Below are 19,848 nucleotides of genomic sequence, written 5' to 3' on the forward strand. Positions count from 1 at the left end.
GATGAACGCGCCCTTGCAAGGCCACACGGCCAGCAACCTGATTACCGCCCAAGCCTTGCTCGCGGTGGATCACGTCAGCCTGGAATACCGCACCCCCGAACGGGTGGTGCGGGCCACCCACCAGGTCAGTTTCGAGATCGACCCGGCCGACCGCTTCGTGCTGCTGGGGCCTTCGGGCTGCGGCAAGTCCACGTTGCTCAAGGCGGTGGCCGGGTTTATCAAACCCTGTGAAGGCGAGATTCGCCTGCTGGGGCAGAAGGTCGAGCAACCGGGCCCGGATCGCATCGTGGTGTTCCAGGAGTTCGACCAACTGCCGCCCTGGAAAACCGTCAAGCAGAACGTGATGTTCCCGTTGCTGGCGTCCAAGACCCTCAAGCGCCGCGAGGCCGAGGAGCGGGCGTTGTACTACCTCGACAAGGTTGGCTTGAGCGCCTTTGCCGACGCCTATCCGCACACCCTGTCCGGTGGCATGAAGGCGCGGGTGGCGATTGCCCGGGCATTGGCCATGCAGCCGAAAATCCTGTTGATGGATGAGCCCTTCGCCGCCCTCGATGCCCTGACCCGGCGCAAGATGCAGGAGGAGCTGCTGCTGCTGTGGGAAGAGGTGCGCTTCACCCTGTTGTTCGTCACCCACTCCATCGAAGAGGCACTGGTGGTGGGCAACCGCATCCTGCTGCTGTCGCCCCATCCAGGGCGCGTGCGCGCCGAAATCCACAGCCATCAATACGACCTGCACAGCCTCGGCGGTGTGGCGTTCCAGGCGTCGGCGCGGCGTATTCATCGCCTGTTGTTCGATGAGTCGCCCGAGGCAGAAACCGAACTGGATTTCGCCGATATCCGCATCGCTTATTGAAGGACCGTGCCCATGCGCCAGGAATATGAAATCACCCTGCAACCGCTGCCCGGCGTGCCCGTGGAGCGCGCTTTACCCCTGCGCCAACGCCTGTGGCAACAAGGCTGGCTGCGCAAGGGCCTGATCCTGATCGTGCTGGCGATCCTCTGGGAGGCGGCGGCGCGCTATCAGAACAACGATCTGCTGCTGCCCAGCTTCTTGCAGACCTTCCACGCCTTCTACGACGGCATTGCCAGTGGCGAGTTGCTGGGCAAGGTCAGCATTTCCCTGGTGGTGCTGCTCAAGGGCTACCTGATCGGGATTGTCCTGGCATTTGCCCTGACCACCCTGGCAGTCTCGACCCAGATGGGCCGTGACTTGCTGAGCACCCTGACCTCGATGTTCAACCCGCTGCCGGCGATTGCCCTGTTGCCCTTGGCGTTGCTGTGGTTTGGCCTGGGGCAGAACAGCCTGATCTTTGTGCTGGTGCACTCGGTGCTGTGGGCCTTGGCGCTCAACACCTACTCGGGGTTTATGGGGGTGTCGGAAACCCTGCGCATGGCCGGGCGCAATTACGGTCTCAAGGGCATGCGCTTTGTGCTGTTTATCCTGATCCCGGCGGCGCTGCCGTCGATCCTCGCCGGTTTGAAGATCGGCTGGGCCTTTGCCTGGCGCACGTTGATCGCTGCCGAATTGGTGTTCGGCGCCACCAGCGGCAAAGGCGGCCTGGGCTGGTACATCTTCCAGAACCGTAACGAGCTGTACACCGACAAGGTATTTGCCGGGCTGGCGGTGGTGATCCTGATCGGCCTGCTCGTGGAAAACCTGGTGTTCGATACCCTCGAGCGCGTCACCGTGAAGCGCTGGGGCATGCAGCGCTAAAAAGCCTGCTACGATTGCGTGCGCTGTACTCCAAACCCATCACGAGTGCTTGGCATGCAATTACCGGATATGAACCTGCTGGTGGCCCTCGACGCCTTGCTCGACGAGGGCAGCGTGGTGGGTGCCGCGCGGCGGATGAACCTGAGCCCGGCGGCGATGAGCCGCACCCTGACGCGCATTCGCGAAGCGGTGGGCGATCCGATCCTGGTGCGCGCCGGTCGCGGTCTGGTGCCCACGCCCAAGGCCCTGGAGTTGCAAGGCCAGGTGCGCAACGTGGTGGAGCAGGCGGCGTTGTTGTTCCGCTCGGCGGACGAGGTCGACCTGAGCACCTTGCGCCGGCGGTTCAGCGTGCGCGCCAATGACTTTTTTGTCGGCGTGTATGGTGGTCGTTTATTCGACACCATGGAGCGGGTGGCGCCCCATTGCGAGCTGCGCTTTGTCCCGGAAGGCGACAGCGATGACGAAGCCTTGCGCGAAGGGCGCCTGGACCTGCGCGTCGGCAACACCATGCCGATTACCCCGGAAGTGAAGGTGCAGAACCTGTTCTCCACCACCTTCGTCGGCCTGGCCCGCGAAGGCCACCCGTTGTTCGACGAAGAAATCACCGCTGCGCGCTTTGCCAGCTATTCCCATATCAGCATCTCGCGGCGCGGTATCGCCCGAGGACCGATCGACACCGCCCTCAGCGCCCAGGGCCTGGAACGCCGGGTGGCGATGATCGCGCCGGGTTTTCACGGTGCGATGTTTATGCTGCCTGACTCCGACCTGATACTGCCGGTGCCCAAGGAAGCGCTCTACAGCGCCAATCGCCTGAAACTGCCACTGCGCGCATTTACCCTGCCGATTTCCCTGCCGACCCTGGTCCTGACCCAGGCCTGGCACCCGCGTTTCGACAAAGACCCGGCGCACAAATGGCTGCGCGAAACCATGCGCGAAAGCTGCGCCGCGACCTGGCGCGAAGCCCAACCCACCTGACGACCACGATCAAAATGTGTGGAGCTAGCCTGGCTTGTGTGGGAGCTGGCTTGCCTGCGATAGCGGTGTGTCAGTGACAGATGCCTTAGCTGACACACCGCTATCGCAGGCAAGCCACCTCCCACATTCAATCATTGCGCCTGGTGCAGTTATAACCTTCCGATAAGTCAGTTTTCGTCATGTCTAAGCCTTATTAAACTGCTCGGGTATTCTATTGCCGAGTTGTACTTTCATGACGTCCCTCGCTGCCCCCGCGCCCTTGGCCACCGCCAAACCCGCCGCCGTCAGCCCCCCTGTGTTCGGCCCACGGATCATCATCGGCCTGGTCGGCGTGCTGCTGGCGGTGCTGGTCTCGGGCCTGAACGAAATGGTGACCAAGGTCGCCCTCGCCGATATTCGCGGTGCGCTGTACATCGGGTTTGACGAAGGCACCTGGCTGGTCGCGGCCTACACCGCCACCTCCGTCTCGGCCATGGCCTTTGCCCCATGGTGTTCGGTGACGTTTTCGCTGCGCCGTTTCACCCTGTGGGCCATCGGCCTGTTTACCCTGCTGGGGGTGCTTTGCCCGCTGGCGCCGAACTACGAAAGCCTGCTGGTGCTGCGCACCCTGCAAGGCCTGGCCGGCGGCGCGTTGCCGCCGATGCTGATGACCGTGGCCCTGCGGTTTTTGCCGGCCAACGTCAAACTCTACGGCCTGGCCGGCTACGCCCTGACCGCCACCTTCGGCCCCAGCCTCGGCACGCCGTTGGCAGCACTCTGGACCGAATACGTCGGCTGGCAGTGGGCGTTCTGGCAGATCGTCGCGCCGTGCCTGCTGGCCATGGCCGCCGTGGCCTATGGCTTGCCCCAGGACCCGTTGCGCCTGGAGCGCCTCAAGCAGTTCAACTGGCGCGGCCTGCTGCTGGGCTTCCCGGCGATCTGCATGCTGGTGATCGGCATCTTGCAGGGCAACCGCCTGGACTGGTTCGAGTCGCCGCTGATCACCACGCTGCTGATAGGCGGGGTGCTGTTGTTGGTGCTGTTCATGCTCAATGAGTGGTCACACCCGATGCCGTTCTTCAAGCTGCAGATGCTTGGCCTGCGCAACCTGGCCTTTGCCCTGATCGTGCTGGCCGGGGTGCTGGTGGTGTTGCAGGCGGTGATCATCCTGCCGTCCAGCTACCTGGCGCAGGTGCAGGGCTACCGGCCGCTGCAAACCGCGCCGGTGATGCTGATCATGGCCCTGCCGCAACTGATCGCGCTGCCCCTGGTGGCTGCCCTGTGCAACCTGCGCTGGGTCGACTGCCGCTGGGTGCTGGGGATTGGCCTGGGCATGCTGACCTTGTCGTGCATCGGCGGCGCGCAACTGACCTCGGCGTGGATTCGTGATGAGTTCTACGTGCTGCAACTGCTGCAAATCTTCGGGCAGCCGATGGCGGTGTTGCCGCTGTTGATGTTGTCCACCGGCAGCATCGTGCCCGCCGACGGGCCGTTTGCCTCGGCCTGGTTCAACACGGTCAAGGGCCTGGCGGCGGTGGTCGCCACCGGGGTGATCGAGGTGCTGACCACCCACCGCCTGCATTTCCACTCGACCATGCTGGTGGACGCCCTGGGCAACTCGCCCCTGGCCGACAGCGACGCCACGGGCCTGGCCCACCGGCTGCACCAGCAGGCCGTAGTGCTGACTTCTTCGGATCTTTATTACGTCATGGCCGGTGTCGCGGTGGCGTTGATCCTCCTGATTTTCTGGATGCCGACGCGGATTTTTCCGCCGCGCGCACCCGCTTGATTGCTGACGCAGACCAAGGATTTTTATGAAACGCAAAGACCAGATTGCCGTGACTGTTATCAGCCTATTCGCCGTGGGCGTGCTGGTGTACCTGCTGGCGCCGGGTGTGTTTGGCAGTAAGCGCCAGACCACCAACGACGCCTTCGTCGCCGCCGACTACACCCTGGTGGCGCCACGGGTCGCCGGGTTTATCAAAGAGGTGTTGGTGGAAGACAACCAACAGGTCAAGGCCGGGCAGTTGCTGGCGCTGATCGACGACCGTGACTTGCGCGCCGCCGCCCAGGCCGCCGATGCCGAGACCCTGATGGCCCAGGCCCAGCTGAAAAATGCGGTGGCCACCCTTGAGCGACAAAGCTCGGTGATCGCCCAGGCCCAGGCCACGGTGGCCGCCGATCGCGCCGAAGTGGCCTTTGCCGAGCACGAATTGAACCGCTACAACCACCTCGCCGGTGTCGGCGCCGGTACGGTGCAGAACGCCCAGCAAGCCAGGACCCGCATCGACCAGGCCACCGCACGCCTGGCCAACGCCACGGCGGTGTTGGCCGCCGAACGCAAGCAGGTGGAGATTCTCAGCGCCCAGCGCGATGCCGCCGAAGGTGGCTTGAAACGCGCCCAGGCGGCGCTGGAAATGGCCAGCTATCAACTGTCGTACACGCGCATTGTCGCGCCGGTGGATGGCATGGTCGGCGAGCGGGCGGTACGGGTCGGCGCCTTTGTCACCCCGGGAAGCAAGATCCTCGCCGTGGTGCCGTTGGCCGACGCCTATGTGGTGGCCAATTTCCAGGAAAACCAACTGTCCCATATGCACGCCGGCCAGGCGGTTGAAGTGCGGGTCGACAGCCTCGACGGTGAAGTCCTCAACGGCCACCTGGAAAGCCTGGCGCCGGCCACGGGCGTGACCTTCGCCTCGGTCAAACCAGACAACGCCACCGGCAACTTCACCAAGGTGGTGCAGCGCATCCCGGTGAAAATCATCCTGGAGCCGGGTCAGGCACAGGTCCATCGCCTGCGGGTCGGGATGTCGGTGGAGGCCAGCGTCAATACCCATCCCACTGCGCAGCAACGTGAGGTGGCGCAGCAATGAGAAAACTCGCGCTGCTTACTCTCAGCCTGATTAGCTTGGGTGCCTGCACCGTCGGCCCAGATTTTAAACGGCCCGATGCCCAGCCAGCGACGCAATGGGCCGAGCCCCAGGGCCGCCAGGCCGCCAGCCGCGCGGTCAGCGACCCGTTGGAAGAACAGTGGTGGGATGTGTTCCACGACCCGCAACTGTCAGCCCTGGTGCGCCGGGCATTGACCGACAACCTCGACCTGAAACTGGCCAGCAGCCGCTTGCAACAGAGCCGCGCAGTACGCCAGGTGACGACCGCCGGGCGCTATCCAGAGCTCAGCGCCGATGGCAACTACGGGCGCAAACGCAATAGCGCCAACGGCCTGAGCGATCCATCCGGCAACAACGGCCGTTCGGCCTTCAACCTGTGGGACGCCGGTTTCGCCGCCTCCTGGGAACTGGACTTCTGGGGCCGGGTACGGCGTGAAACCGAAGCCGCCGACGCCACCCTGCAAGTGGCGGAAAACGACCGCCGCACGGTGCTGCTATCGGTGCTGGCCGAGACCGCCCAGGACTACATCCAACTGCGCGGCGTGCAAAGCACCCGTGCGGTCACCGAGCAAAACCTCGACGTGGCGCGCCGTAGCCTGAAGCTCTCGCAACTGCGTTTGGCCGATGGCGTGGCCACTCACCTGGATGTCGCTGAAGCCGCTGCGCAAGTAGCCGCCATCGAAGCGCGCCTGCCGGATTTGCAACAGCGCCAGGACCAGTTGATCAATGCCCTGAGCCTTTTGATGGGCCAGGCTCCGCAAGCCTTGCATGCGCAGCTGTCGCCGGACGCCGCGGTGCCCCAGACCCAGCGCCAGGTTGCGATTGGCCTGCCGTCGCAACTGGCACAGCGCCGCCCGGATATCCGCCAGGCCGAGGCGCGCCTGCATGCGGCGACCGCCAGCATCGGTGTGGCCAAAGGTGACTTCTACCCACGGATCACCCTGTCGGGCAGCCTCGGTTCCCAAGCCATGCAATTGTCGGATCTGGGCTCCTGGGGCTCGCGCACCTTTGCTTTCGGCCCGTCGCTGAGCCTGCCGCTGTTCAACGGTGGCCGCCTGCAGGGCATGCTCGACCTGCGCGAAGCCCAGCAGCAGGAAGCGGCCTTGGCGTACCAGCAGACTGTGCTGCGCGCCTGGCATGAAATCGACGACCAGTTGACCCGCTACAACGCCAGCCAACTGCGCCGTGACAGCCTGGCCGAAGCGGTGCGCCAGAACCAGATCGCCCTGGACACCGCCCAGCACCAATACGTCGAAGGGGTGGTGGATTTCGTCAACGTCCTCACGGTGCAGAGCGCGTTGCTGGCGACCCAGGAGCAATGGGTGGAAAGCTCCACCGGCGTGTCCCTGGCCATGGTCGGCTTGTACAAGGCGCTGGGCGGGGGCTGGGAGTCGGTGTATCCGGTGCAGACCGCCGGGCGGTAACAGATAAAGTTTTTTGCCAGTCGCGATACAAGCTGTAATGATAATTGCTCTCAATAGTGTATCCGAGCAATTCATGGACACCGCGACTGACGGCCAGCAACAGCTTCATCTCCTGTACCGCGACCATCATGGCTGGCTGCAAGGCTGGTTGCGCAAGCGCCTGGGCGACCGCGAGCACGCCGCCGACGTGGCGCAAGACACCTTCCTGCGCCTGCTGGTGTCGGGGCGTTTTCCCGGTGCCCAAGAAAGCCGCAGCTACCTGACGCAGATCGCCCGCAACCTGGTGATCGACCAATGGCGCCGCTTGCGCATCGAGCGCGCCTACCTGCAAAGCATTGCCCACTTGCCGGAACCCGAGTCGCCGAGCCTGGAAACCCGCGCGTTGATCCTCGAAACCCTGATGCAGATCGACGCCATGCTCGACCGCATGCCCGAGAACGTGCGCCGCACGTTCCTGCTGTCGCAGTTCGAAGGCCTGACCTACGCGCAGATCGCCGAACGCCTGGGGGTGACGGTCAGCTCGGTGCAGAAGTACATGACCCGCGCGATCATCGCCTGCTACCAGGTGGTCTACGAAGAATGAGAGCCCGCCATGACGCGCCGATTGCCCAGGCTGTGGTCGAGCAGGCCAGCGAGTGGTTGATGCTGCAATGGGGCGGCGAACTCGACGGGGCCCAGCGCCAGGCCTTTGCCCGTTGGCAGGCCGCCGACCCGGAGCATCGTCGTGCCTGGCAGCGTTTGCAGCAGTTGCAGCAGACCTTGGGCGGCGTCCCCGCCGACAGCGCCCGCGCGGTGTTGCGTGACGCGCCGGACCCCCAGCGTCGGGCGGCGTTGAAACTGCTTGGGCTGTTGCTGGTGGCCGGCGGCAGCGGCTACCTGGTCCAGGGCAGCCAGCCGTGGCAGGCGGCGTTTGCCGAGCATCGCACCGCCACCGGCGAGATTCGCCACCTGACCCTGAGCGACGGCACCCAGATGGACCTCAACAGCGACAGCGCCGTCGACCTGCGCTTCAGTGCCACTGAGCGGCGCATCCGCTTGATTCGCGGCGAGATCCTGCTGACCAGCGGCCACGACCCATCCCGGCCGCTGATCGTCGAAACCACCGCGGGCGATATCCAGGCCCTGGGCACCCGCTTTGCCGTGCGCGAACTGCACGACGGCAGCCGCGTCGACCTCTATGAAGGGCGCTTACAGGTCCGCCCGGTGCAGGGTGTGCCGGTGCTGATGAAGGCGGGTGACAGACTGTGGTTCAGTGCGACACAGACCTCGGCAGTGACCGCGCTGGATGCCAACGCCAGCAGTTGGACCCAGCACCGTCTGATTGCCGAACGCCAGCCACTGGGGCGGTTTGTGGCTGAGCTGAGTCGCTATCGCCCGGGGTTGTTGCGCTGTGACGAGGCCATCTCCGGCTTGTTACTGACCGGCGTGTTTCCGCTGAATGACACCGACGCGATCCTCGCCGCCCTTGAGCGCTCACTGCCGGTGCGGGTACAGGCGGTGACCCGCTATTGGGTCACCCTCAAAGCCAGGGTTTGACTCGATCAACTTTGGGCGCTGGCTTGCCTGGGATAGCGGTGGGTCAGTTGGCCCATCTGTCACTGATACGCCGCTATCGCAGGCAAGCCAGCTCCTACATTGATGGGTGTTTTGGTGTGGAAAGTCAGTGGCCGCATTTTTTTCCATTTTTCTTTGTCGGTTTTCCAATCCCGTCCGGGTTACCTCTTGAAAGCCAATCAAGAAGCGTTCTCACGGGGAGTCCTGCAATGCCGCACCATCCAATCCAACCCCTGGCCCGCGCCCTGCGTCGTGGCCTGTTTGTCAGTGTGCTGGCGACTGTGCCGCTTGTCCCGACCCTGGTCCAGGCCCAGGAGAGCGCCGGCGAAGCCTTGCGCCAATACAACATCCCTGCCGGCAGCCTGGACCAGGTGTTGAACCGTTTCGCCAGCGCTTCGGGGATTTTGCTCTCGGTGGATGCGTCACTGACGTCCGGCAAGCGCAGCTCTGGCTTGCAGGGGCGCTATGCCACCGGGCCGGGCTTGGAGCGCTTGTTGGCCGGCAGCGGCCTGGTGGCGATGCAGGCGGGGAGCGGTTGGTCGGTGCAGGCCCTCGCGGGGGACGGCGCGATGCAACTGGGGGCGACCCAGATCAGCGCCCAGCAGCACCAGGAAAACGCCTGGGGCCCGGTCGACGGCATCGTCGCCACCCGCAGCGCCACCGGCAGCAAGACTGATGCGGCGCTGGTGGAAATCCCCCAGACCATCAACGTGATCAGCGCCGCCGAAATCAAGGCGCGCGGCGCGCAAAGCGTGACCCAGGCGCTGCTCTACACCCCTGGCATGAGTGCCGGCGGCTTCTCCGACCGGGTGAAGCTGTTCGACGAACCGACATCCCGTGGCTTCTCGCCGACACCCTTGTACCTCGATGGTCTACACCTGCCTTATGGCGGCGGCAGTACCGGCGGAGCGTTGCAGATCGAGCCCTATTCCCTGGAGCGCATCGAGGTGCTCAAAGGCCCGGCGTCGGTGCTGTACGGGCACAACCAGCCCGGCGGCATCGTCAATATGGTCAGCAAGCGTCCCAGCGAGACCCCGGTGCGCCAGGTGGTACTCGAAGCCGGCACCTACGAGCACAAAAGCGCGGCCATCGACCTCAGTGGTCCGCTGGATGATCAAGGGCAGTTTTTCTATCGCCTTACCGGGCGCCTCAAGGACGAGCAAGGCGAGATCGACTACTTCGAAAACCGCCGCCAATTCATTGCGCCAAGCCTGACCTGGCGGCCCAACGACGACACCAGCCTGACCCTGTTCGCCCAGTACCAGAAAGACAAGGGCTTGCCCGAGGCCCAGGGCCTGCCCGCGTCCGGCACGGTCTGGCGCAACCCCAACGGCAAGATCGACCGTGATGTTTTTATCGGCGAGCCGGGCGTCAACAAGTACAACCGCGAACAATTCGCCTTCGGCTACGAGTTGTCCCATCGCTTGAACGACACCTGGACCCTCAAGCAAAACGCGCGCTATGCCGAAGTGGACGACCGCTATGTGGCGCCGTTGCACGGCTACCGCTTTGTCGCCAACCCGACCACTGGCGCCATGGATCAACGCTACCTGCAACGTTTCGGCGTGGACTGGAGGCAGAACAACAAAGTGATTGGCGTGGATAACATCGCCCAGGCCGAATTCACCACTGGCGAGTTCTCCCACACCCTGATCGTGGGCCTGGATTACTACCACTTCAACTCCAGGTTCCTCGGCCTCTACGACCGCACCCCACCGATCATTGATCTATTCAACCCGGTGTATGGCCAGCCGCTGAATTTCGGCCAGCCGTATCGCTGGGACAACACCATCACCCAGACCGGCCTGTACGTGCAGGACCAGATCAAGTGGGACAAATGGGCACTGGTGCTGGGTGGGCGCTATGACTGGGCCAATGTGGTCAACAAGGCGCCGCTGAGCGACGATCGCACCAGCAGCAAGGATCAGGCCTTCACCGGCCGTGCGGGCCTGGTGTACCTGTTCGATAACGGCCTGGCGCCGTTTATCAGTTACTCGGAGTCCTTCCTGCCGCTGTCCGGCACCGATGTAAACCATAAGCCTTTCGACCCGTCCACCGGCAACCAGTACGAAGTCGGGGTGAAGTACCAGCCACCGGGCCAGGAAAGTTTTGTGCAGGTCTCGGTCTATCAACTGGACCAGGAAAACATCCTGACGGCCAACCCGCCGAGTAACTTCAGCAGCCAGAGCGGCGCCATGCGTTCGCGCGGCGTCGAGTTCGAAGCCAAGGCGGTGCTGAACGATTCCTGGGATGTGGTCGCTTCGGCGGCGCGCAACGACATCAAGTACACCAAGGACAACGAAGGTCGCGAAGGCCGCCACCCGGCCGGTATCTCACCCCTGACGGCCGCGTTGTGGGTCAACTACACCGTGATCGGTGACACCCCGCTGGCTGGTCTCGGCGCAGGCCTGGGGGCCCGCTACACGCGCAGCAGCATGGGTGACTACGTTGCCGGCGCGTTCACGGTGCCGTCCTACACCGTCTACGATGCCAGCCTGAGCTACGACCTGGGCGCCTCGGCTCTCAAGCTTAAAGGCGTGAAGTTGGCGATGAATGTGCAGAACCTTGCCAATAAAACCTATGTGTCGCAGTGCACCAGCGATCTGGATTGCTACTACGGCGAAGGGCGTACGGTGGTGTCGAGCCTGACTTACGACTGGTAAGACGCTACCCCCTGTAGGAACCGGCAAGCCGGCTCCTACAGGGGGTCAACCCGGATTCTGCAAAAACACCACATACCCCCGAAACCACTCATTTCCTTGCAAATACCCCGGCTCCTGCCACTGCCCGCCCTGGATCAAGCCAATCTTGAACGGCATTCCCAGCCGGTTCATCCGTGGCAGGTACGCCGCGTAATCGGGGATGCTGTGGCGGCCCTGATAGGTCTGCACCACCACTTCATCCACCACGCCCTTGAGCTGGGCGATGGCGGCCGGGTCGGCGTTGCTGCTCCAGTCCATCAGGCCGGTGATGCTCAGGCGCAAATCCTTTGGCAGGCGCTGGCGCAGGTCTTTGAGGAAGTCGGCGTATTCATGCAGGTACTGGGTGCGGGCGTCGAAGTCGATCTGGATGCCCACCACCGGGTTGCCCGCTGCGCGCCAGCGTTGCACCTGGCCGAGCATTTTTGTGTAGACCGGCTCTGGCCAGCGCAAGGTGTGGGCGCGGTAGACAATCCACACTTCGCCCTGGCGGATGCGCGGCACGCTCATGCCCTGGGCGATGAACTGCACGCCGCGTGAGGGCTGGCGGCGGGTCGAGTTGATCTGGCCCTGGAGGATGTACAGCGTCTTGGCCTGCTTGAGCACCGGCTGTGGCGCGACCCCGCTCCACAGCCAGAAGGCCTCATAGTCGCGGGCATCGACCGCGCCGAAGGCCGGGCTCGCCAGTACCAGCAGCGCCAGCCAGAAACCTTTCACCGGCTTACCAGTAGTACTGCAGCGACTTGCCCCACTGGGTGTCGGCAAACCCGGTTTTCAACTGGCGGAACCAGCCCTTGCGCACCGCCTTGTCCACATCTTCGCCGCCGCAGCTGTTGTAGCCCGACGGCGCATAGCAGTTGATCGCCCGGAACAGTGCATAGGCCTTGTCGTCACGGGGCGCCTTGGGGTTGGCGATTACTTGTTTGTAACCCTCGAGCCGGGAGAAGGTTTCGCCTTTGAAGGCCGATGCGGTGCTGCCCAGGCTACCGGCCGAGCGCACTTCTTCCAGGGGCATGCCATCCAGGCCGTTGCGCAGGATGAACTCACCCAGGCAGTTGAGGCCGTGGGGGTTTTTCGGCTCGCTCTGCAAGGTGCTGGCGGTTTGCGCGATGGTCGGGCAGGTGTAGCCGGAGGCGGCCTTGTCGCCGCTCCAGCGGAACAACGTCAGTGCCTGACCGCCGTTGTACACATAGCCCAGGCTGGTGCCGATCTTGTCGGCGGCAGGCGAGGCCGGCAGTTGCTGCAAGTCCTCGGCAAAGGTCGCGAACTGGCCGCGCAGCAGGTCTTTGTAGAGCAAGACAAATTGCGCGGTACTGCGCTCCAGCGGGTCACTGGCCTGGCTGATCTGCTGGCGCAGCAACTCGGGCCCGGCCACGCTGCGCAGCAGGATATAGCGCACTTGCTTGGTCTGGATCGGCGAGTCGGCGGCGAACACCTTGGCCAATTGGCCGCTGCGTTCGTAGTTCATCGCCAGGGCCAGTTCCAGTTGGTCGCGCTGCAAGGGCTGCTTGGCCAGGGGCAGCAGTTGCAGCCACAGCGCCTCGGCGCCTTTCCAGTCCTGCTTGGCTTCCAGGGCCAGGCCGCGCAGGGTTTGCTGGCTGAAGGCCAAGTAATCCAGGCTCGACGGCAGCTCTTGTGGCAGATGTTTCAACGCGTTGTCTGGCTGGTGCTCGACATACAGGGCGAACGCCGCCTGCAAGTAGTCGTACAGCGCCGGCTCGTTGGCAAACGCGGCCTTTTGCCCGTCGAGGGTGGCGCGGGTCAGCTTGGGCGGGTTGTTGGCGCGCATCCACATCAGGTCGTTGATCGCCAGCAACAATGGGTTGCGGATGGTCTCGGCGTAGCTGGTCAGCAGCTTGTTGTCGGTTTCTTCCACTAGCTCATCAATGGAGCCATTGCGCTCGGCATCGCTGGCCTCGGTCAGTTGCCAGGCATAATCGTCCGCCAGCTTGCTCGCATCGCCCGCCAACCAGTGCACCCGGCGCAACAGGCCACGGGCGGAAGGGGCGTACTCACCCTGTGGATAAGTTTTCAGGTAGCTGAGGAAACTGTGCTCGGCTTCGTCCAGCGCGGACTTATCCACAGCCTGGCGCTGGGGTAGGCCGTATTCATCGAAGGCGTTTTCCTGGGCATGGTTGAGCGACGCGCGGGCGATCATGTACACCGCCGTTTCTTTGAGCCATGGCAGTGTGGTCAGGGTCACCGCAGCAAACCCGCGCTCGGCATACACAAAGCGCCCGCTGTAAAAGTCGGAAGCGGCGAGCAGGTAGGTGGTCAGCTCGCGACCCTGGGTGGAAGTGATCAACTGCGGCTCCAGCAGCACTTCCCCCTGCCAGTCGCAGGTGCCGAGCAATTTCAGGCGCGCATTGGCCAGCAGCACTCGCTCATTCGCCGGCACGTCGGCCTTGATCACTTGGCGCACAAAGTCGGTGGCACTCTGCACATTGTTGCTGCGGCAGCGGCTGCCTTCGCCCCACAAAAACTGATCGCCTGCCGCCGCCGTGGCCTCGCGCTGGATGCCCAGCGAGGCCAACAGTTGCGCAAGCTCCGTGCCTTGCTCTTCGCCTGTCTGCCCTTCGGGCGGGTGCGGCACCAGGCGATACACCGGGAACGGCACCGGGCCGAAGCCCTGGGCCAGGTCATCTTCACCCAGCGCATTAGGGGTCAGGGGCGCGTTCTTTTTTGCCGCGAGCAACAGGCGCAGGTTGGTCCGGCTGTCATTGCCGGGGCTCAGGAATGGCATATTGCTGCAGGCGGTCAGCGAATCCTGGGACACGCGCCAGTCGGGGTAGCACGAGTCGTCGCCGCTGGCCTGGGCCTGCAGGGAAAAGGCGGCACACAGTGCCAGGGTCAGGGATGACAGAAGACCGATGCGCATGAATTGTCCTTATTCCGGGAGTCCGTGAATGCCGCTGGGCGAAAGGTGAAGATGATAGCGTGAACATTGCAAAATGTTGCACGAATGGCTGCCAATCTGTGGGTTTTATCGGTCTAGACTGAGGGCAATCCCTTATTTTTTGGAGCTGCCATGCAATCGCCTGTTCACAGCCTGCCGTCGTTGTTCAAACAGCTCGGGCTGCCCGATGACGCCACCAGCATTGAGCGTTTTGTTGCGGTGCATTCGCCGCTCAAGCCGGAGTTGAAACTCGAAGATGCGTTTTTCTGGACGGGTAGCCAGAAGGCGTTTCTACGCGAAGAAATTCTGGAGGATGCGGATTGGGCGGAAGTGGTGGATGAGTTGAATGTGCTGTTGCGCAGCAGCCGTGCTTAAGTGAACTCATTCGAATGTGGCAGCTGTCGAGCCCGAGCGAGGCTGCGATAGCGGTGGATCAGCCAACATCAATGCCAGCAGTGCTACCGCCATCGCAGCCTCGCCAAGGCTCGACAGCTCCCACAGAGGCGGCGCGTTATAGGGGGCCCACCGCCTATCTGTGAATTTGTATCAAAACTTGACGAGATTCCATTCCTCCACCATATTGATAGTTAGCAAACTAACTGTATGCGAATGACCTCGTGCCTCAAACCCTCGAAACCCTTCATATGAGCCTCAGCAGCAGCATGGTGGCGGGCGCCCGTAACTGGCGCAAAATCTGCCAGGCCACGCTGGTGAGCTACGGTATTTCCGAAGCCTGTGCGGTGCCTTTACTGATGATCGGCCGTCTCGGCGACGGCGTGCATCAAGTCAAGGTGGCCCAGGCTTCGGGGATGGAAAGCCCGTCCCTGGTACGCCTGCTCGACCAACTGTGCAGTGCCGGCCTGGTGTGCCGCAGCGAAGACCTGCACGACCGCCGCGCCAAGGCGTTGAGCCTGACCGAGCGCGGCCGCGAGTTGGTGCAGGCGGTCGAAGCCCAGCTGGTGCGCTTGCGCCATGAAGTGCTGGCAGACATGGCCCCTGCCGATCTGGAAGCCGCGTTGCGCGTGCTGCATGCTTTTGAAGCAGCCAACCACCCACCGTTGGTCGTGGCTTCTTGAACGGATTTTTTACCGGCATGCCGCCGGCCCGGGATTGGTTCTACGGTGTGCGCACTTTCGCGGCGTCGATGATTGCCCTGTATATCGCCATGCTGATGCAAATGCCGCGTCCGTATTGGGCGATGGCCACGGTGTATATCGTCTCCAGCCCGTTTGTCGGGCCCACCAGTTCCAAGGCCTTGTACCGTGCCATCGGCACCTTTCTCGGGGCGATGGCCGCGGTGTTTTTCGTGCCGCTGTTTGTGCAGACACCGTTCCTGCTGGTGGTGGTGATTGCGTTGTGGACTGGCATTTTGCTGTTTCTGTCCCTGCATTTGCGTACCGCCAACAGCTACGCCTTGATGCTGGCGGGCTACACCTTGCCGTTGATCGCCTTGCCGGTGGTGGATAACCCCCTGGCGGTGTGGGATGTGGCCGAGGCGCGTACCGAAGAAATCTTCCTTGGCATCGCCGTGGCGGCGGTGGTCGGCGCGATGTTCTGGCCACGGCGCCTGGCACCGGTGTTCGATGACTCGGTGCGCAAATGGTTTGCCGACGCGACGATCTACAGCCAGCGCTTCCTCAATCGCAACGTACAGCCCGAGGAAGTCAGCAGCCTGCGCGGCGGCATGGTCGCGACTTTTAACACCCTGGAATTGATGATCGGCCAACTGCCCCACGAAGGCGCGCGGCCGCAAACGGTGCGCAACACCAAGGAGCTGCGCGGGCGCATGATCCATCTGTTGCCGGTGGTGGATGCCCTGGATGACGCGCTGTATGCCCTGGAGCGCCGCACCCCGGAGTTGGTCGGCAAGTTCGCGCCGCTGCTGGCGGCCACCACCGAGTGGCTGCAAAGCACCACTGATGAGGCGCCGGTCGAACGCTGGCGCGTCCTGCGTGACCAGCTCGAAGCCCTGCAACCCGACGCCGAGGCCCTGGACGACCGTCATCAGTTGCTGTTTTCCAACGCGCTGTATCGCCTCGGCGAGTGGATCGACCTGTGGCAAGACTGCCGCAGCCTGCAAGCCGCCATCCACAGTGAAAGCCAGGCCCCGTGGCGCGCGGTCTATCGCCACTGGCGCCTGGGCCGGCTGACGCCGTTCCTTGATCGCGGCCTGATGCTCTACTCTGCGTTTTCCACGGTCAGCGCGATCATCGTCGCCTCGGTGCTGTGGATTCTGCTGGGCTGGACCGACGGTGGCAGCGCAGTGATCCTCGCGGCGGTGGCGTGCAGTTTCTTCGCCTCGATGGACGACCCGGCGCCGCAGATCTACCGGTTCTTTTTCTGGACGGCGATGTCGGTGCTGTTCGCCAGCCTCTACTTATTCCTGATCCTGCCCAACCTGCATGATTTCCCGATGCTGGTGCTGGCGTTTGCGGTGCCCTTTATCTGGGTCGGCACCCTGACGGTGCAACCGCGTTTCTACCTGGGCATGCTGCTGACCATCGTCAACACCTCGTCCTTTATCAGCATCCAGGGCGCCTACGACGCGGATTTTCTGAGCTTCGCCAACTCCAACCTCGCCGGCCCGGTGGGCTTGCTGTTTGCCTTTGTCTGGACCCTGATCGCGCGGCCCTTTGGTGCTGAGCTGGCGGCCAAGCGCCTGACCCGTTTCAGCTGGCGCGATATTGTCGGCCTCACGCAGCCGGCCACCCTCGCCGAGCACCGGCGCCTGGGCGTGCAAATGCTCGACCGCCTGATGCAGCACCTGCCGCGCCTGGCCATGACCGGCCAGGACACCGGCGTCGCCCTGCGCGAGCTGCGCGTGGCGCTGAACCTGCTCGACCTGCTGGCCTACGCACCCCGCATCCTCGGCGTGCCGCGAGTGTTGCTCGACCAGGTGGTGGCCGAGGTCGGCGAGTACTTCAAAGCGTGCCTGAAGGCCGGTGAGCGCCTGCCGGCCCCCAGCGGTCTGCTGATGACCCTGGACCGCACCCGCCGCGCCCTCAACGGCCAGGGCCTGCAAGGCGAGGGCGAAACCCGCCTGCACCTGCTGCACGCCCTCAGCGGTTTGCGCCTGGCGCTGTTGCCCGGCGTGGAGTTTGTCAGTACAGGCGAGATGGACGCGCCGTTACCCGATGGAGCGCCTCTATGATCGGTGACCTGGATATCAGCGGGGTGTTCCTGCCCACGCTGCTGGTGCTGATGGGCATTACGTATGGCTTTTACCTGGTGGTGCACGGGTTGTTGACCCGCGTCCACTTCTACCGCCTGGTCTGGCACCGGGCATTATTCAATGTGGCTCTCTACGCGCTGTTGCTGGGCGCTGTGGACTCACTCAGTCGATACCTGATGACATGAAAAAACCTTTTTTGACGATCGGCCGTGTGGTCCTGACGTTGCTGGTAGTGACCTTTGCCTGCGTCGTGGTCTGGCGCATGGTCATGTACTACATGTTCGCCCCCTGGACCCGCGACGGGCATATCCGCGCCGACATCGTGCAGATCGCCCCGGACGTGTCCGGGCTGATCCAGCAAGTGGATGTGCGCGATAACCAACTGGTGACCCGGGGCCAGGTGCTGTTCTCCGTGGACCAGGACCGTTTCAAGCTCGCCCTGCGCCAGGCCCAGGCGGCCGTGGCCGACCGCCAGGAAACCCTGGCCCAGGCCCAGCGCGAAGCCAGGCGCAACCGCGGCCTGGGCAACCTGGTGGCCAGCGAGCAACTGGAAGAAAGCCAGTCCCGCGTGGCCCGCGCCCAGTCGGCCCTGGCCGAGGCGCAGGTGACGGTGGACAGCGCCCAGCTCAACCTCGACCGCTCGGTGATCCGCAGCCCGGTGGACGGCTACGTCAACGACCGTGCGCCTCGGGCCCAGGAGTTCGTGACCGCCGGGCGCCCGGTGTTGTCGGTGGTGGACAGCAATTCCTTCCACATCGACGGCTACTTTGAAGAGACCAAACTGGACGGCATCCATGTCGGCCAGAGCGTGGATATCCGTGTGATTGGCGACAACGCGCGCTTGCGCGGGCATGTACAAAGCATCGTCGCCGGCATCGAAGACCGCGACCGCACCAGCGGCTCCAACCTGCTGCCCAACGTCAACCCGGCGTTCAGCTGGGTGCGCCTGGCCCAGCGGATCCCGGTGCGTATCGCCTTTGATGATGTGCCGGCGGACTTCCGCATGATTGCCGGGCGCACGGCCACCGTGTCGATCATGGATGACCAGCCCAAGTCCGGAGACCAGCCATGAAGCAACTGCTGGCGACCGCAGGGCTGGGGCTGCTGTTGTCGGCCTGCCAGGTAGTGGGCCCGGATTACCAGTTGCCGGATGCAGCCGCCGTCAACCGTGGCGACCTGCAGGGCCAACTGGCCGGGCAGGGCAATAATGTAGTCTCGGCGCCGGTGCCCGCCGACTGGTGGAAGTTGTACCAGGACCCGCGCCTGGATGAACTGGTGCGCCAGGCCATGGCCTCCAACACCGACCTGCGCGTGGCGGCGGCCAACCTGCAACGGGCGCGCTTCCAGGTGCAGGAAGCGCAATCGGCGGGCGGCTGGAGCGGCGGGGTCAAGCTCGGCGCCCAGCGTTTGCAGGAGTCCGGCGAGGCTTTTTTGCAGGCGAATAAAGTGCCGGTGGCGAATGTCGGTGATATCGGCATCACCACCTCCTATCAGTTCGACCTGTTCGGCACCTTGCAGCGCGGCATCGAAGGCGCCCAGGCCAATGCCGACGCGACCCAAGCCGCGGTGGATACCGCACGCATCACCCTGGTGGCGGACGTGGTGCGCTCCTACACCCAGGTGTGTGCGGCCAATGAAGAGCTGCACATCGCCCGCCAGTCTCTGGACCTGCAAGCCCAGAGCACGCGCCTGACCCAGCGCCTGCGCGATGCGGGGCGTGGCGATGAAACCCAGGTCACCCGCTCACAAACCCAATTCAAGTCTTTGCGCGCTGAACTGCCGCGCTTTGAGGCGGCGCGCCAGGCCGGTTTGTTCCGCCTGTCGATGCTCCTGGCCAAACCCCTGGACCAATTGCCGGCCGGCACCCGCGATTGCGCCGAGTTGCCGCAGATTGCCCAGTTGCTGCCGGTGGGCGACGGCGCCACCCTGCTCAAGCGCCGCCCTGACGTGCGCCAGGCCGAACGCCGACTGGCGGCGGCGACGGCGGGCATTGGCGTGGCCACCGGCGAGTTGTACCCGGATATCAGCATCGGCGCCTCCATCGGCACCGTGGGCATTATCGACAACCTCGGCAAACCGGCCGCCAACCGCTGGGGCTTCGGCCCGCTGTTGAGCTGGACGGTGCCGTCCAACGGCTCGCGTGCGCGCATCCATGAAGCCGAAGCCGCGACCCAGGGCGCCTTGGCGCACTTCGATGGGGTGGTGCTCAACGCCATCCGTGAGACCCAGACCGGGCTTGCGCAATACACCGCCCAACTGCAGCGCCGCGATGCCCTGGCCGAGGCCGAGCAGTCGGCGCAACAGGCCGCCGACCAGACGCACCGCTTCTTCCAGGCCGGGCGCGAGTCGTTCCTCGCCGACCTGCAAGCCACGCGCACCTACACCGATATGCGTGCGCAACTGGCTCAGGCCAACACCCAGGTGGCGATGAGCCAGATCGACCTGTTCCTGGCCCTGGGCGGCGGCTGGGAAAGCGGACGAACGCAAGGCACACAACCCGGCAAACCCTGAGGCGGTTGCTATGCTTTGATCAGACGGGCTTGC

At 64.0% G+C, this 19,848-nt stretch carries 17 protein-coding genes; 15 read left to right on the forward strand and 2 right to left on the reverse strand.

Features of this window, described 5'->3' with window-relative positions; genetic code table 11:
- The first annotated feature begins 1 nt into the window (after window position 1).
- From PSFL_RS16480 to PSFL_RS16520, 9 genes are all read left to right on the forward strand, one after another.
- A complete protein-coding gene (locus tag PSFL_RS16480) occupies window positions 2-853 on the forward strand; it encodes an ABC transporter ATP-binding protein (protein ID WP_169960025.1) in 852 nt (283 codons plus the stop codon).
- 12 nt (window positions 854-865) lie between these two features.
- Window positions 866-1,714, forward strand: a complete 849-nt coding sequence (locus tag PSFL_RS16485; protein WP_057438937.1) for an ABC transporter permease — start codon at window positions 866-868, stop codon at window positions 1,712-1,714.
- Between the two features lie 54 nt (window positions 1,715-1,768).
- Window positions 1,769-2,689 (forward strand): LysR family transcriptional regulator, encoded by a 921-nt coding sequence (locus PSFL_RS16490; protein ID WP_057444856.1) that lies wholly within the window; start codon window positions 1,769-1,771, stop codon window positions 2,687-2,689.
- A gap of 232 nt (window positions 2,690-2,921) precedes the next feature.
- Window positions 2,922-4,457 (forward strand): MFS transporter, encoded by a 1,536-nt coding sequence (locus PSFL_RS16495; protein ID WP_057438938.1) that lies wholly within the window; start codon window positions 2,922-2,924, stop codon window positions 4,455-4,457.
- Between the two features lie 25 nt (window positions 4,458-4,482).
- Entirely contained in the window at window positions 4,483-5,541 is a 1,059-nt protein-coding gene (locus PSFL_RS16500) for an HlyD family secretion protein (protein WP_057438939.1), read from the forward strand.
- Window positions 5,538-6,983: an efflux transporter outer membrane subunit gene (locus tag PSFL_RS16505; RefSeq protein ID WP_120731179.1), complete on the forward strand. Its 1,446-nt coding sequence runs from the start codon at window positions 5,538-5,540 to the stop codon at window positions 6,981-6,983. The genes PSFL_RS16500 and PSFL_RS16505 overlap by 4 nt, the downstream gene beginning before the upstream one ends.
- Window positions 6,984-7,056: 73 nt before the next feature.
- Window positions 7,057-7,566 (forward strand): sigma-70 family RNA polymerase sigma factor, encoded by a 510-nt coding sequence (locus PSFL_RS16510; RefSeq protein ID WP_273871362.1) that lies wholly within the window; start codon window positions 7,057-7,059, stop codon window positions 7,564-7,566.
- Entirely contained in the window at window positions 7,563-8,519 is a 957-nt protein-coding gene (locus PSFL_RS16515; protein ID WP_397470280.1) for a FecR domain-containing protein, read from the forward strand. The genes PSFL_RS16510 and PSFL_RS16515 overlap by 4 nt, the downstream gene beginning before the upstream one ends.
- Window positions 8,520-8,746: 227 nt before the next feature.
- Window positions 8,747-11,200, forward strand: a complete 2,454-nt coding sequence (locus tag PSFL_RS16520) for a TonB-dependent siderophore receptor (protein ID WP_397470281.1) — start codon at window positions 8,747-8,749, stop codon at window positions 11,198-11,200.
- Window positions 11,201-11,245: 45 nt separating this feature from the next.
- Here the strand turns inward: PSFL_RS16520 and PSFL_RS16525 are convergent, their stop codons facing one another.
- Window positions 11,246-11,953 (reverse strand): DUF3142 domain-containing protein, encoded by a 708-nt coding sequence (locus tag PSFL_RS16525; RefSeq protein WP_170059511.1) that lies wholly within the window; start codon window positions 11,951-11,953, stop codon window positions 11,246-11,248.
- A gap of 4 nt (window positions 11,954-11,957) precedes the next feature.
- The gene (locus tag PSFL_RS16530) at window positions 11,958-14,114 is read right to left on the reverse strand and encodes an outer membrane assembly lipoprotein YfiO (protein ID WP_397470282.1); all 2,157 of its coding nucleotides are present in this window, start codon (window positions 14,112-14,114) and stop codon (window positions 11,958-11,960) included.
- Between the two features lie 150 nt (window positions 14,115-14,264).
- On the opposite strand from PSFL_RS16530, the gene PSFL_RS16535 reads away from it, so the two are divergent.
- The 6 genes from PSFL_RS16535 (at window position 14,265) to PSFL_RS16560 (ending at window position 19,815) form a co-directional block, all read left to right on the forward strand.
- Window positions 14,265-14,507, forward strand: coding sequence for a DUF2789 domain-containing protein (locus PSFL_RS16535; RefSeq protein ID WP_057957941.1), 243 nt, complete (start codon window positions 14,265-14,267; stop codon window positions 14,505-14,507).
- Between the two features lie 269 nt (window positions 14,508-14,776).
- On the forward strand, window positions 14,777-15,208 hold the full coding sequence (locus PSFL_RS16540; RefSeq protein WP_057438945.1) for a MarR family winged helix-turn-helix transcriptional regulator: 432 nt from the start codon (window positions 14,777-14,779) through the stop codon (window positions 15,206-15,208).
- Entirely contained in the window at window positions 15,205-17,283 is a 2,079-nt protein-coding gene (locus tag PSFL_RS16545) for an FUSC family protein (protein WP_057957942.1), read from the forward strand. Before PSFL_RS16540 ends, PSFL_RS16545 begins: the two co-directional genes overlap by 4 nt.
- Window positions 17,280-17,489, forward strand: coding sequence for a DUF1656 domain-containing protein (locus PSFL_RS16550; RefSeq protein ID WP_057438946.1), 210 nt, complete (start codon window positions 17,280-17,282; stop codon window positions 17,487-17,489). Before PSFL_RS16545 ends, PSFL_RS16550 begins: the two co-directional genes overlap by 4 nt.
- Window positions 17,486-18,376: an efflux RND transporter periplasmic adaptor subunit gene (locus PSFL_RS16555; RefSeq protein WP_120731187.1), complete on the forward strand. Its 891-nt coding sequence runs from the start codon at window positions 17,486-17,488 to the stop codon at window positions 18,374-18,376. Before PSFL_RS16550 ends, PSFL_RS16555 begins: the two co-directional genes overlap by 4 nt.
- Window positions 18,373-19,815 (forward strand): efflux transporter outer membrane subunit, encoded by a 1,443-nt coding sequence (locus tag PSFL_RS16560; protein ID WP_169960020.1) that lies wholly within the window; start codon window positions 18,373-18,375, stop codon window positions 19,813-19,815. Before PSFL_RS16555 ends, PSFL_RS16560 begins: the two co-directional genes overlap by 4 nt.
- The last annotated feature ends 33 nt before the right edge of the window (window positions 19,816-19,848 follow it).

The sequence above is a fragment of the Pseudomonas sp. DD1 genome (genome assembly GCF_044510355.1).
Lineage (GTDB): Bacteria > Pseudomonadota > Gammaproteobacteria > Pseudomonadales > Pseudomonadaceae > Aquipseudomonas > Aquipseudomonas shahriarae.